The 12,346-nt window shown below is 66.2% G+C and carries 11 protein-coding genes; 8 read left to right on the top strand and 3 right to left on the bottom strand.

The genetic code is table 11. From position 1 onward, the window contains the following. Window positions 1-42 precede the first annotated feature (42 nt). The gene (locus F8D48_RS03350; RefSeq protein WP_135970855.1) at window positions 43-348 is read left to right on the top strand and encodes a hypothetical protein; all 306 of its coding nucleotides are present in this window, start codon (window positions 43-45) and stop codon (window positions 346-348) included. Between the two features lie 122 nt (window positions 349-470). Here the strand turns inward: F8D48_RS03350 and F8D48_RS03345 are convergent, their stop codons facing one another. After that, window positions 471-1,247: a dimethylarginine dimethylaminohydrolase family protein gene (locus F8D48_RS03345; RefSeq protein WP_135970856.1), complete on the bottom strand. Its 777-nt coding sequence runs from the start codon at window positions 1,245-1,247 to the stop codon at window positions 471-473. A 163-nt stretch (window positions 1,248-1,410) separates the two neighbouring features. After that, window positions 1,411-1,665, bottom strand: coding sequence for a glutaredoxin family protein (locus tag F8D48_RS03340; RefSeq protein ID WP_151429952.1), 255 nt, complete (start codon window positions 1,663-1,665; stop codon window positions 1,411-1,413). Between the two features lie 419 nt (window positions 1,666-2,084). Here F8D48_RS03340 and serC point away from each other — a divergent pair, with 419 nt between their 5' ends. The 7 genes from serC to coaD all read left to right on the top strand — a co-directional run bounded on the left by serC (window position 2,085) and on the right by coaD (window position 10,278). Beyond that, complete coding sequence (gene serC, locus F8D48_RS03335; protein ID WP_151429951.1) at window positions 2,085-3,167, top strand: 3-phosphoserine/phosphohydroxythreonine transaminase; 1,083 nt, start codon at window positions 2,085-2,087, stop codon at window positions 3,165-3,167. Between the two features lie 134 nt (window positions 3,168-3,301). After that, window positions 3,302-4,879: a phosphoglycerate dehydrogenase gene (serA, locus tag F8D48_RS03330; protein ID WP_135970859.1), complete on the top strand. Its 1,578-nt coding sequence runs from the start codon at window positions 3,302-3,304 to the stop codon at window positions 4,877-4,879. A gap of 258 nt (window positions 4,880-5,137) precedes the next feature. Beyond that, window positions 5,138-6,658, top strand: a complete 1,521-nt coding sequence (locus F8D48_RS03325; RefSeq protein WP_151429950.1) for a 2-isopropylmalate synthase — start codon at window positions 5,138-5,140, stop codon at window positions 6,656-6,658. 131 nt (window positions 6,659-6,789) lie between these two features. Continuing rightward, entirely contained in the window at window positions 6,790-7,368 is a 579-nt protein-coding gene (locus F8D48_RS03320) for a helix-turn-helix domain-containing protein (protein WP_016308678.1), read from the top strand. Window positions 7,369-7,376: 8 nt separating this feature from the next. After that, window positions 7,377-9,068, top strand: a complete 1,692-nt coding sequence (locus F8D48_RS03315) for an AMP-binding protein (RefSeq protein ID WP_151429949.1) — start codon at window positions 7,377-7,379, stop codon at window positions 9,066-9,068. Window positions 9,069-9,230: 162 nt separating this feature from the next. After that, complete coding sequence (locus tag F8D48_RS03310; protein ID WP_135970863.1) at window positions 9,231-9,563, top strand: DUF5011/hyalin repeat domain-containing protein; 333 nt, start codon at window positions 9,231-9,233, stop codon at window positions 9,561-9,563. 217 nt (window positions 9,564-9,780) lie between these two features. Further along, window positions 9,781-10,278, top strand: coding sequence for a pantetheine-phosphate adenylyltransferase (gene coaD, locus F8D48_RS03305; RefSeq protein ID WP_151429948.1), 498 nt, complete (start codon window positions 9,781-9,783; stop codon window positions 10,276-10,278). 99 nt (window positions 10,279-10,377) lie between these two features. On the opposite strand, the gene F8D48_RS03300 is transcribed toward coaD, so the two are convergent. After that, complete coding sequence (locus F8D48_RS03300; RefSeq protein ID WP_151429947.1) at window positions 10,378-12,246, bottom strand: flavocytochrome c; 1,869 nt, start codon at window positions 12,244-12,246, stop codon at window positions 10,378-10,380. Window positions 12,247-12,346: the final 100 nt, after the last annotated feature.

Here is a 12,346-nt window from a genome sequence, read left to right as displayed (position 1 = left end):
AACCCCGTGGGCGCAAGCCCCGCGACAGACAAGGAGGCCCCCGTGGCCCGTGAGCATACCGGAACCAACCGCGAGCGCAGCGAATACTACGGCGCGCTCCAGGACATTGTGGACGCGCTGTTTGCGCAGTACGGCGATATGGACCCGACCATCGCCGAGGCCATCGGCGCCACGGTGCGCCGGCTCGATGTGGTGGTGGCCGCCGAGGCGGCTGATCTGCCCGAGGAGTTGTACCGCATCGTCACCCTGCTGCCGCCCGGCGACTACACTCGCGCCCGCCTGTGCACCCAGCTGAACAGCGCCATTGCCGGTCACGCCTGGGGCCAGGTCTACGGCACGGTGGAGTAAAACCTTCTCGGCGCCTCAATGCTCTATCGCCCGGAACGGCTGCCTCTTCTGAGAGGGCATCGTCGATGCAATAAAAGAGGGAGCCCCGCGGGGCTCCCTCGTGTGCTCGAGCTCTTCTGCTTCTAGAAGCGCAGGGAGAGGCAGGACAGGCCGCCGTCGACCTTGCGGTACTCGGAGGTGTCCACCACAAGCGTCTTGTAGCCGAGGTCCTGCACCGCTTTCAGCACGGTGGGATAGCCCTCGGGCACGATGACGGTGCCGTTCACCCAGATACAGTTGGCGCCGTAGGCCTCCTCCTCGGGCACGATCACCTTGTTGTACTCGGCAAAGTCGGGCTTGTCGATGAACTCGCCGGACACGAGCATGTTGCCGTCCTCCAGGTAGTTCACGCCGGTCTTCAGGTGCAGCACCTCCTCCAGCGGCACCTCGGAGCCGGACAGCCCCCAGCCTTCCAGGATCTCGATGAACTGGCGGATGCCCTCCTCGTTGGTGCGGGCCGAGCGGCCCACGAAGAAGTGGTCGCCCACCATCATGACATCGCCGCCGTCGAGGGTGCCCGGGGCCACGATGTGAGCCACGTGCTCGTCGTCGAAGAACTGGCGGATGGTCGGCTCGATCTCGTCCTTCTCGCCGTTGCGGGAGTCAGCGCCCGGGTTGGTGATGATGGCGCCGCAGCGGGTGATGACCGCCGGGTCCTCCACGAAGCAGGAGTCCGGGTAGGCCTCCAGGGCCGGCAGCTCGGTCACTTCCACGCCGCACTGCTTGAGGGCGGCGATGTAGTCGTCGTGCTCTTCCACAGCGCGCTCGTAGATGGGCTGGCCCAGCTCCGGGGCGCTCGTGATGCCGTCGCAGAGGGAACGGCCCGGCTTGCGGACGATGACGTTGCTGAACTTGGTCATAGATGACTCCTTGTCTCCGTGGAACGCGCTTTTTGTGCGCGGGAACAGTGTATCCCTAACCCGGGGCCGCGGGGCCGAGAATGACATCTTCTTCAAACGCGAAGCGCCGGTGCCGCCCGTGGCGGGCGACACCGGCGCTAGCATCGTCCCAGGTTGGGCTGGGCTAGCCCTCCTCGCGCTCCACGATGACGTCGCCGAGGAAGCGGATGATGTCGTCGGACTCGAACATCGGCTCGCCGTCCACGATCAGGCAGGGCACCTGGCCCTTGCCGGCGATGCGCATAAGATCGTCCTTCACGCCCGGCTCCAGGGTGTTGCGCATGGGCAGGGCGATATCCTCCTCTTCTATGAAGGCGAGCACCTTCTGGCAGAAGGGGCAGGTGGGCTTGTAGTACAGAACCATGTTGTCGAGATACATGGCGGACTCCTTTCGTTTGGCGATCTCGGTTTCCGCCCAAAGAGGAGAGCACTTTCGGGTTTTGTGGACAAAAAGCCGTCGAGTGAGCTGCCAAGGCGGTCAACCTGCATTCTAAAGGTCGTTTTGCGGGTGAAAAGACGGGTTTTTCGGCCTTAAACAAAGCGTAACCGTCGCTTTTTCCTTCTCCGGGGGGAATGGCGAGCTCACTCGACGACTTTTTGTCCATAAAATCTAAATGTGCTCGCCACTGCTGAAGGGAGCGGCACGGGCCAGCGGTTGGCGCATGGTGAAGGTGCCGCTCGGCCCTTACGTGGGGCTTTCCGCTCACCGTTGGGGGTACAATGGCCGGGCAAGCAACAGGTAGCCCGGGTCATGCGCCCGCGCGGCGATGCGGGCCTACGACGAAGGAGAACGAGAACATGGGTAGGGTCTACAACTTTTCCGCCGGTCCCGCCGTGCTGCCCGAGGAGGTGCTGCGCCAGGCGGCCGCCGAGATGCTCGACTACAACGGCACCGGCATGTCCGTCATGGAGATGAGCCACCGCTCTAAGCCCTTCGCCTCCATCATCGAGACCGCCGAGGCTGACCTGCGCGAGCTCATGGCCATTCCCGACAACTACCAGGTGCTCTTCCTCCAGGGCGGTGCCACCCAGCAGTTCGCCGCCATCCCCATGAACCTCATGAGGAACAAGAAAGCCGACTACATCGTGTCCGGCTCCTGGTCTAAGAAGGCCTTCAAGGAGGCCCAGCTCTACGGCGAGGCGCGCTGCGTGGCTTCCTCCGAGGACGAGAACTTCTCCTACGTGCCCGACGTGACGGGCCTCGCTTTCGACGCCGAGGCCGACTACGTCTACATCTGCCAGAACGAGACCATCTACGGTACCACCTATCCCGCGTTGCCCGACACCGGCGATATCCCGCTCGTGACCGATGTGAGCTCCATGTTCCTCTCCGAGCCCATGGACGTGTCCCGGTTCGGCCTCATCTACGGCGGCGTGCAGAAGAACATCGGCCCGGCCGGTGTGACCATCGTCATCGTCCGCGACGATCTGGTGCGCGAGGACGTGCTGCCCTTCACCCCCTCCATCATGCGCTACACCACCCAGGTGAAGGCGAAGTCGCTGTCCAATACCCCGCCGGCCTACGGCATCTACATCTGCGGGCTCGTGTTTCAGTGGCTGAAGGAGATGGGCGGCCTGGCCGTCATGGCTGAGCGCAACCGCGAGAAGGCCGCCATCCTCTACGATTACCTCGATCAGAGCAAGCTCTTCCGCGGCACCGCCCGCAAGGAGGACCGCTCCCTCATGAACGTGCCCTTCGTGACCGGTTCGGACGAGCTGGACGCCCTGTTCGTGGCCGAGGCGAAGTCCCACGGCATCGAGTCCATCAAGGGCCACCGCTCCGTGGGCGGTATGCGCGCGAGCATTTACAACGCCATGCCGAAGGCCGGCGTGGAGGCGCTCGTGGCCTTCATGGCCGAGTTCGAGGAGAACAACGGTTAGCAAGCAGGGCACGGGGCCCTCGGCATCGCATCGCGCGGTCCGGTAGGAGCGGAAGGGGACGCTGCCGTCTGCTCCCGGGCGGATCGCGTGACGGGCCGGGCCCCCTCAAGGCACTCCGAATTGAAAGGGAAGCCATGACGAAGAAGATCCTGGTCACGGAAGACTTGGTGCAGGAGGGCATCGACCTTTTGCGCGAGCACGGCTGCACGGTGGACTTCCTCATCGACCCCACGGCCGATGAGCTGGCCGGGGCCATTGCCCCCTACGACGGGCTCATCGTGCACCCGAACACCGTGGTGGACGCCGCGCTTTTGGCCGCGGCCGAGAACCTGAAGATCATCGGCCGGGCCGGCGTGACCGTGGACAACATCGACATCGACGCTGCCTCGGAGCGCGGCATCATCGTGTGCAACGCCCCGAACTCCAACGTCATCTCGGCCGCCGAGCACACCATGGCCCTGCTCCTGTCCGCCGCGCGGCGCATCCCCGAGGCGAGCGCCTCCATGCACGCCGGCCAGTGGCGCCGGGCCGACTTCATGGGCAGCGAGCTGTACGGCAAGACGCTCGCCATCTTCGGCCTGGGGCGCGTGGGAGGGCTCGTGGCCGAGCGGGCCGCGGCCTTCGGCATGAACCTCATCGGGCACGACCCCTACTGCTCGCCGGAGCGGGCGCTGCATCTGGGCGTCACCCTCTACGACGATCTGGCCCCGGTGCTGGCCCAGGCCGACTTCATCACCGTGCACCTGCCCCGCACCGTGGGCACCCGCGGCATGTTCGGCGCCGACGAGTTCGCCGCCATGAAGGACGGCGTGGTGCTCGTGAACGCCGCCCGCGGGGGCATCTTCGACGTGGCGGCCCTGGCCGACTTCGTGGCGGCGGGGAAGGTGGCCGCTGTGGCCCTGGACTCCTTCGAGGAGGAGCCCTGTACGGCCTCGCCGCTGCACGAGTTTCCCAACGCCATCCTGACGCCGCACCTATCGCCTATGACCCACGAGGCCCAGCGCCGGGCGAGCACCCAGATCGCCGAGGCCGTGGTGGCCGGCCTGGCCGGCGGCATGGTGGCCACGGCGGTGAACCTCTCGCCGCTGCCGCCGGAGGTGCTCGACGCCGTGGGGCCCTACGTGCCCGCCTGCCGCATGATGGGCACCATGGTCAGCCAGATCCTCGGCCGCACGCCGAAGTCCCTGAAGGTGGAGCTGGCCGGCGCCATCTGCGACGCCGACCCGGCCCCGCTCGTGGCCGCCGTGCTGGACGGGGGGCTGTCCTACCGCCGCATCGGCTCGTTCACCGCGGCCAACGCCGATGCCGTGGCCGCCCGCCACGGCATCGCCCTGACCACGTCGGCGGTGCGCGATGCCCAGGAGTACGCCAGCTCGGTGCGCCTGACCGCCGACGGCATCGAGGTAGGGGCCACGCTGTTTGGCACCGAGCACACCCCGCGCATCATCTCGCTGCTCGACTACAAGATCGATATCGCCCCGGCCCGCTGCTCCCTTGTGTTCGAGTATGTGGATGCCCCGGGTCGTATCGGCACCATCGGCACCATTCTGGGCGAGGCCGGCGCCAACATCACCACCATGCAGATCGGCACGAAGCCCGAGGACTCCTGTGCGCTCGTGTACATGAATGTGGAGGGGGATGTGGACGGGGCCGTGCTCGATCGCCTGCGGGAGGCCATCGACCTGCGCAATCTCTGGAAGATAATCCTGTAGGGGCATCCTGTGCGCTGGTTCTTGGCCCGAAGAGCCGCCCCGCCCGTCGCGCTTCCGGCTCGGTGCCATCCCGTTTTTCGCGCGGCGGCGCTGCGGTGGGGCGGGCGCCATCGGGCGCGCCGATGATAGGCCATCGGAACTTTTAACTGCTTTTGGCGGTGCCATCGCGAGGTGGCGCCGCTCGTTTTGCTATGATGCTCTCGGTCAGTTTTGCCCGCGCCGCGCGACGCGGGGCCACGGAAGGAAAGAAGGAACGGCATGACACGCAAGATCGACATCTTCGACACCACGTTGCGCGACGGCGAGCAGTCGCCCGGCGCTTCCATGAACACCGAGGAGAAACTGGTCATCGCGCGTGAGCTCCTTCGCCTGAACGTCGACGTCATCGAGGCCGGCTTCCCCATTTCCAGCCCGGGCGACTTCGAGAGCGTGCGCCGCATCGCCGAGCTGGCAGGTGACGCCGCCACGGTGTGCGCCCTCACCCGCGCGGTGGAGAAGGACATCGACTCGGCCGCCGACGCGCTGCGCTACGCCAAGCGCCCCCGCATCCACACCGGCATCGGCGTGTCGCCCTCGCACATGCGCGACAAGCTGCGCATCACCGAGGACGAGTGCGTCGAGCGCGCCGTGAAGTGCGTGAGCTACGCGAAGAAGTTCGTCGAGGACGTGCAGTTCTACGCCGAGGACGCGGGTCGTTCCGACTTCGCCTTCCTGGCGCGGGTCATCGAGGCGGTCGTCGCCGCCGGCGCCACGGTGGTGAACATCCCCGACACCACGGGTTACTCGCTGCCCGAGGACTTCGGCGCCCGCATCAAGTACCTCATGGACCATGTGAAGGGCATCGAGAACGTCACGGTGTCGGTGCACTGCCACAACGACCTGGGCATGGCTACGGCGCTGTCGCTCGCGGGCGTGCGCAACGGCGCCACGCAGATCGAGTGCACCATCAACGGCCTGGGCGAGCGCGCGGGCAACACGGCCATGGAGGAAGTGGTCATGGCCATGCGCATGCACGGCGCCGAGCTGGATGCCCACACCGATATCAACACCCGGGAGTTCATCAAGGCGAGCCGTCTGGTCAGCTCCATCACGGGCATGAACGTGCAGGCCAACAAGGCCATCGTGGGCGCCAACGCCTTCGCGCACTCCTCGGGCATCCACCAGGACGGCGTGCTGAAGAAGCGCGACACCTACGAGATCATCGACCCGGCCGAGGTGGGCGTGGGGGCCAGCCAGATCGTGCTGACGGCCCGCAGCGGGCACGCGGCCTTGAAGCACCGCCTGGAGGAGCTGGGTTATGTCTACGAGGGCGATGAGCTCGACCGCATCTATACCGCCTTTCTGGATGTGGCCGACAAGAAGAAGGAAGTCTACGACGAGGATCTGGAAGCCCTCGTCAACGAGAGCGACCGCGAGCTGACGGCGCTCTACACCCTGGAGGGCGTGCAGGTGAGCTGCGGCTTCCCGCTGAAGCCCACGGCTACCGTCACCCTGCGCGGGCCCGAGGGCGACGAGCGCACCGTGTGCGACTGGGGCACCGGCCCCATCGATGCGGTGTACAAGGCCATCGACCAGATCGTGCAGGTGAACAACGACCTGTCCGAGTTCGCGGTGACGGCCGTTACCCGCGGCATCGACGCGCTCGGCGAGGTGACCGTGCGCGTGAAGGCCGCCGGCGGCGAGGTGTACGTGGGCCGCGGTGCCGACGGGGACATCATCGTGTCCTCGGCCAAGGCCTATCTGAACGCGCTCAACCGCCTGCTTGCCGAGAAGCGCTAGGGCGCGGCGCGGCCGCGCGTCGGAAAGCGCCCCCCCTTGGCTCCGTGAAGCCGACGGCCCGTCCGTCGGCTTCTTCTTTTCCCAGGTGTTTTCGTGTATGATACGCCGATACCCTAGGAGAAGGAGAGGCTATGGCTGAGGACAACAAGCTCGGGCGCAAGATCACGACCCTGCGCGAGGCGCACCACCTGTCGGCCCAGGATCTGGCCGATCGCTGCGGTTGCGACGTGGCGCTCATCGAGCAGCTGGAAGGCGGGGAAGTGCCCGCGTCGCTCGCGCCCCTCATCAAGCTGACCCGCGCCCTCGGGGTGCGCCTGGGTACTCTGATGGATGACGACGAGGACTTCGGGCCGGCCTATATCAGCGCCGAGGCCATGGCCGAGGTGGAGCGCGTGAAATCGCTCCAGACTGCCAAGGACGCCGGCGACCTGGCCTATTTCAGCTTGGCCGCGGGCCGTCCGTCCCGCCATATGGACCCCTTCATCATCACGGTGACCCCCACCGGCGAGGCCACGCACAAGCTGGATTCCCATGAGGGGGAGGAGTGGCTCTATGGCATGGAGGGCTCCATCGAGATCGAGTATGGCAGCGAGACCTACGTGCTCGGCCCCGGCGAGTCCATCTACTACGACTCCATCGTGCCCCACCAGGTGCGCGCCCACGCGGGCCAGAACGCGAAGTTCCTCGCTTGTGTATATACCCCCTTTTAGGAGGCGCAATGACTGAAGAGCAGAACGCTGCGCCGGTGCCCGGGTCTCCGGATTACCCGCTGCACTCGGAGCTGACCCTTGGCGCCTACCTGAAAGAGCAGGTGGCGAAAGACCCCGACCACGAGTTCGTGGTGTATCCCGACCGCGACCTGCGCTGGACCTACCGCGACTTCGACGAGCGCACCGACAACCTGGCCAAGGGTCTCTTGGCCATCGGCATGAAGCCGGGCGATCACTTGGGCGTGTGGGCGCGCAACATCCCCGACTGGCTTACCTTCATGTACGCTTCCGCCAAGATCGGCGTGGTCATGGTGACGGTGAACCCGGTGTACAAGTCCCACGAGCTGGACTACGTGCTGAAGCAGTCGGACATGAAGGCGCTGTGCGTCATCGATGCCTATCGCGATGTGGACTACCTGCAGATCATCCGCGATTTGGTGCCCGAATCGCTCAATGTGCAGCGCGGGTTCCTGCGCTCGGAGGAGTATCCCTTCCTGGAGAACCTCATCTACATGGGGCCCGAGAAGCACCGCGGTTTCTACAGCGTGCCAGAGCTTCTGCTGCTCGGCCAGCACAAGCCCGACAGTTCCCTGGAGTGGGCCCAGGGCCAGTTCGACAACAACGACGTGGTCATGATGCAGTACACGAGCGGCACCACGGGCTTCCCCAAGGGCGTCATGCTCACCCACCGCAATATCCTGAACAACGGCTTCTACATCGGCGAGGGGCAGAAGCTGGGCGCGTGCGACCGCGTGTGCCTGCCGGTGCCCTTCTTCCACTGCTTCGGCTGCGTGCTGGGGGTCATGGCCTCGCTCACCCACCGCTGCACCATGATCATCGTGGAGGATTTCGACGCGGGGCTCGTGCTGCAGGCCCTGCACAAGGAGCGCGCCACGGCGGTCTACGGCGTGCCCACCATGTTCATCGCCGAGCTGAACCACCCGGATTTCGACTCCTTCGACCTGTCCCATCTGCGCACGGGCATCATGGCCGGCAGCCCCTGCCCGCCCGAGACCATGCGCGAGGTGATGGAGCGCATGAACATGCGGGATGTGACCATCTGCTACGGCCTCACCGAGACGAGCCCCGTGTTCACCCAGACCTCGGTGGACGACGACATTCCCCACAAGTGCGAGACCGTGGGCCGGGCGCACCCGCCTGTGGAGGTGCGCATCCTGGACCCGAACGACGGCCACATCTGCGCCCCCGGCGAGCACGGCGAGCTGTGCTGCAAGGGCTACAACGTCATGAAGGGCTACTACAAGATGCCCGAGGAGACGGCCAAGGCCATCGATGCGAACGGCTTCCTCCATTCCGGCGACATGGGCACCGTTGACGAGGACGGCTACTTCCGCGTCACGGGCCGCATCAAGGACATGATCATCCGCGGCGGCGAGAACATCTACCCCCTTGAGGTGGAGAACTTCCTGCTCACCATGCCCGGCGTGCTGGATGCCCAGGTGGTGGGCATCCCCGATGCGAAGTACGGCGAGATCGTCGGCGCCTTCATTCGCGTGCGGCCGGGCCACGAGGCCATGACCGAGGATGACGTGCGCGAGTATGCCATCCCGCGCATCGCCCGCTACAAGGTGCCCAAGCGCGTGTTCTTCGTGGACGATTTCCCCATGACGCCTTCTATGAAGGTGCAGAAGTTCAAGCTGCGCGAAATGGCCGAGGAGCTGGTGAGGGCCGGGAAGTAGCTGGCGCTCGGCGGAAAACGGGCTTCCTGCGCCACCCGCGCCAAGAAGGGCTCGCGGTTCGCTCGCGGGCCCTTCTGCGTTATCGGGGCGGCTTTTTCGCACCGCAGGGCGCCGATAGGCAAGGAGTTCGGCGACCGGCCCGACATCCCCAAGACCGATCCGGTGATCTCCATCACCCGCGACGGCGAGGAGGTCGATGCCATCGACCCCAGCCGTCCGGGCACCTATGTGGTGACGGCCACCTATATCGACGATGACGGCAACGTGAGCATCGTGCGACGCACCTACATCGTGGGCGCTGACGAGGCCCTGCGCGATCCTTCGGCCCCTCAAGAGCCGGCAGGGGAGGAGGCTGGCGGCTCCGACGGCACCACCCGCCTGAGGCTGCTCGCCGCTACGGGCGATGATGGTGCATGGCCCGTAGCGGCCGGCGCCATGGCCCTTCTCGGCGTAGGGGCGGCTCTGGGCGCTCGGCTCCGTCTGCGCCGTTCCTGAGGCTGAGCCTCTCTGCTCAAAGTCACCCGCACGGGAGCGGCCCTCGGGGCCGCTCCTCTTCGTCAGAGCCGCGGGCTCTGGCTCGTCCGGCGGGCTTTCTGCCGGCCCGCATCGCTCTCTTCGCTGGATTGAGGTCGGCGCTTCCGGCAAATCAGGTACACTGGGCCGTGCGAAAAACCCGCTGCGGCGGGATGGTCTCCCGAGAAAAGGAGCTGCTGTGAAGCGTGCGCTCACCCCCGGTACCTTCGACCCCATCACGGTGGGGCACCTCGATGTCATCACGCGGGCCGCCCAGCTGGTGGACGAGGTGGTGGTGGCCGTGGCCGTATCGGCGAAGAAGCGACCGCTGCTGTCCCTGGACGAGCGCGTGGCCCTGGCCCGGGAGGCCACGGCGCATCTGCCCAACGTCACCGTGGAGCCCTTCGATGAGCTGCTCGTGGATTTCGCCCATCGCATGGGGGCCCAGGCGGTCGTCAAGGGCCTGCGGGCTATCACCGACTTCGAGTACGAGTTCCAGATGACGGCCCTGAACTACCAGCTCGACCAAGAGTTGGAGACGCTGTTCATCATGTCCACGCCCCAGCACATGTACCTGTCGTCGTCCATCGTGCGCGAGATCGCGTCCCTAGGCGGCGATGTGTCGCAGTTCGTCACCCCTGCTGCGGCCGAGGCCCTGCGCCGCCGCTACGCCGAGCTGGCGGAGGCGCAGCGCTAGGGGTATGGATCTTCGCGGTCTCTGCCGTCAATGAGCAGAAGGCGCCCCGAGGGGCGCCTTCCGTGTTCCCGAATGAAAATGAGGCTGATCCGACCGAACTTAGGCCAGCGCGTAGGCGGCGGCGTTGGTGCCGGCGTTGCGGCCGAAGGTCATGCAGTCGGCGATGGCGTTGCCGCCCAGGCGGTTGGAGCCGTGGATGCCGCCCGTGACCTCGCCGGCGGCGTACAGGCCGGGGACGACCTCGCCGTCGGCGGAGACCGCCTCGGACTCCACGTTCACGTGGATGCCGCCCATGGTGTGGTGCACCGTGGGCACCTTGCGGCAGGCGTACCAGGGGCCGTCCACCATCTCGGCGTCGGCGGTGTTGTCGGCCACGAAGCCGAACTCGTCTTCCGCGCCGCCCACCACGGCGTTGTAGGCGTCGATGGAGGCCTGCAGGTTCACGGCGTCCACGTCCATGGCCTTGGCGAGCTCGTCGACGGTCTCGCCGGTCACGATGTGCTGCAGGGCCAGCATGTTGTTGATGGTGGCGCCGTTGGCGTCGGGCTCGTCGGGGTCGGGGTAGCGCAGGGTGTTCACGACTACCCAGTAGGTGCCGTCGGGCTGGGCGAAGATGTTCTTGCACAAAACGTCGCGCTCGGCGCCCTCGTTCACGAAGCGCTTGCCCTCCTTGTTCACGAAGATGCGGTTGCGGCCGGAAGTGCGGATGTCCTCCATGAGGCCCGTGCCCGGGGTGCCGCAGGGGTGCAGTTGGATGTCGGACAGGCCGATGAGCTCGGCGCCGGCCTCTTCGGCGAGCGCCAGGCCCTCGCCCTGGGCGCAGGGCTTGATGTTGGTGCAGCCGATGGAATCATCCAGCACGACTTCCTTCCACACGCCGTCGTTGACCGACTGGCGGTACTCCACATTGGCGCCGAAGCCGCCGGTGGCGATGACCGTGGCCTTGGCGTTCACGGTCACCTCGTCGGTACCGTCGTAGAGGGCCCTCACGCCCACGACCGCGCCGGCGTCGTCGGTGATGAGCTCGGTGGCCTGCATGTCGTTGAGCAGGGTGATCTTGTCGGCGTTGTCGGCGATGAATTGCTGGAACGAGCGGATGTAGGTGTTGCCCGACGGGGTGGCCGGGTAGTGGCTGCGCTCGCCGAGGGAGCCCGTGGCGCTGCCGCACTCGTCCTTGAACTCCACGCCCAGGCTCTCCAGCCAGTGGACGGAGTCGAGAGCGTTGTCGGTCAGGTAGTGCACCAGCTCCGGTGTGCCCTGCTCGTGGCCGCCCTTGATGGTGGTGTCGTAGAACACCTCGATGGAGTCCTCGATGCCCTGCTTGCCCTGGCGTTCGGGATCCACGGCGTTCAGCGCGCCCTCGGACACGTTCGTGGAGCCGCCAGTGATGCCGCACTTCTCCAGCACGATGACGTTGGCTCCGGCCTGCACGGCCGCAATGGCCGAGGCAAGGCCCGCACCGCCGCCGCCCACGACGCACACGTCGGTGTCGTAGGTGGCCTCTACGGCCGGCTTGGCCGGGGCGTCGGCAGCTTGGAGGGCTTCCAGAGCGCCGGCCTGCTCGGCGCAGTCGGCCAGGCCCTCCTGAAGCGACATGGAGGAGAGGGTGGCGCCGGTCACGGTGTCGATGTTGATGGTCTGGTTCTCGACAACCTGGTCGGAGAGGGCCTTCAGGGCATCGGCGCCCACGCCGAGGGATTCCTGATTGGCCGTGGTGTCGATGGCGGTGATGGCATCGTCGGAGAACGTCACGGTCATGGTGTAAGGGGCGTTGTGACCTGTCACCTCGGCGGTGTAGGTACCTGCCTTCCAACCGCCGACAGCTGCCTCCTCGCTGCCGGTGTGCGGTGCGCAACCGGAAAGTCCGAAGCTCGCCAGGCCTCCCCAGATGCCGAGCACGGCCGCGCCCTTGCAGAAGGTGCGGCGGGAGATGTCGTTTGTGGGAACGTGGGCGGATGTGCGGGTCATGATCGTTGCCTCCTTATATCGGCACTGCGGATTGTCAGCATCCGGAAAGCCGCTCGACCCAGCCGTGGTTTCAATTCGCCGAGAGCCCAGGCGAATGCCT

Source organism: Adlercreutzia muris (assembly GCF_008831045.1).
Classification (GTDB): Bacteria; Actinomycetota; Coriobacteriia; order Coriobacteriales; family Eggerthellaceae; genus Adlercreutzia; species Adlercreutzia muris.
This window is presented reverse-complemented; position numbering and strand designations above follow the sequence as displayed.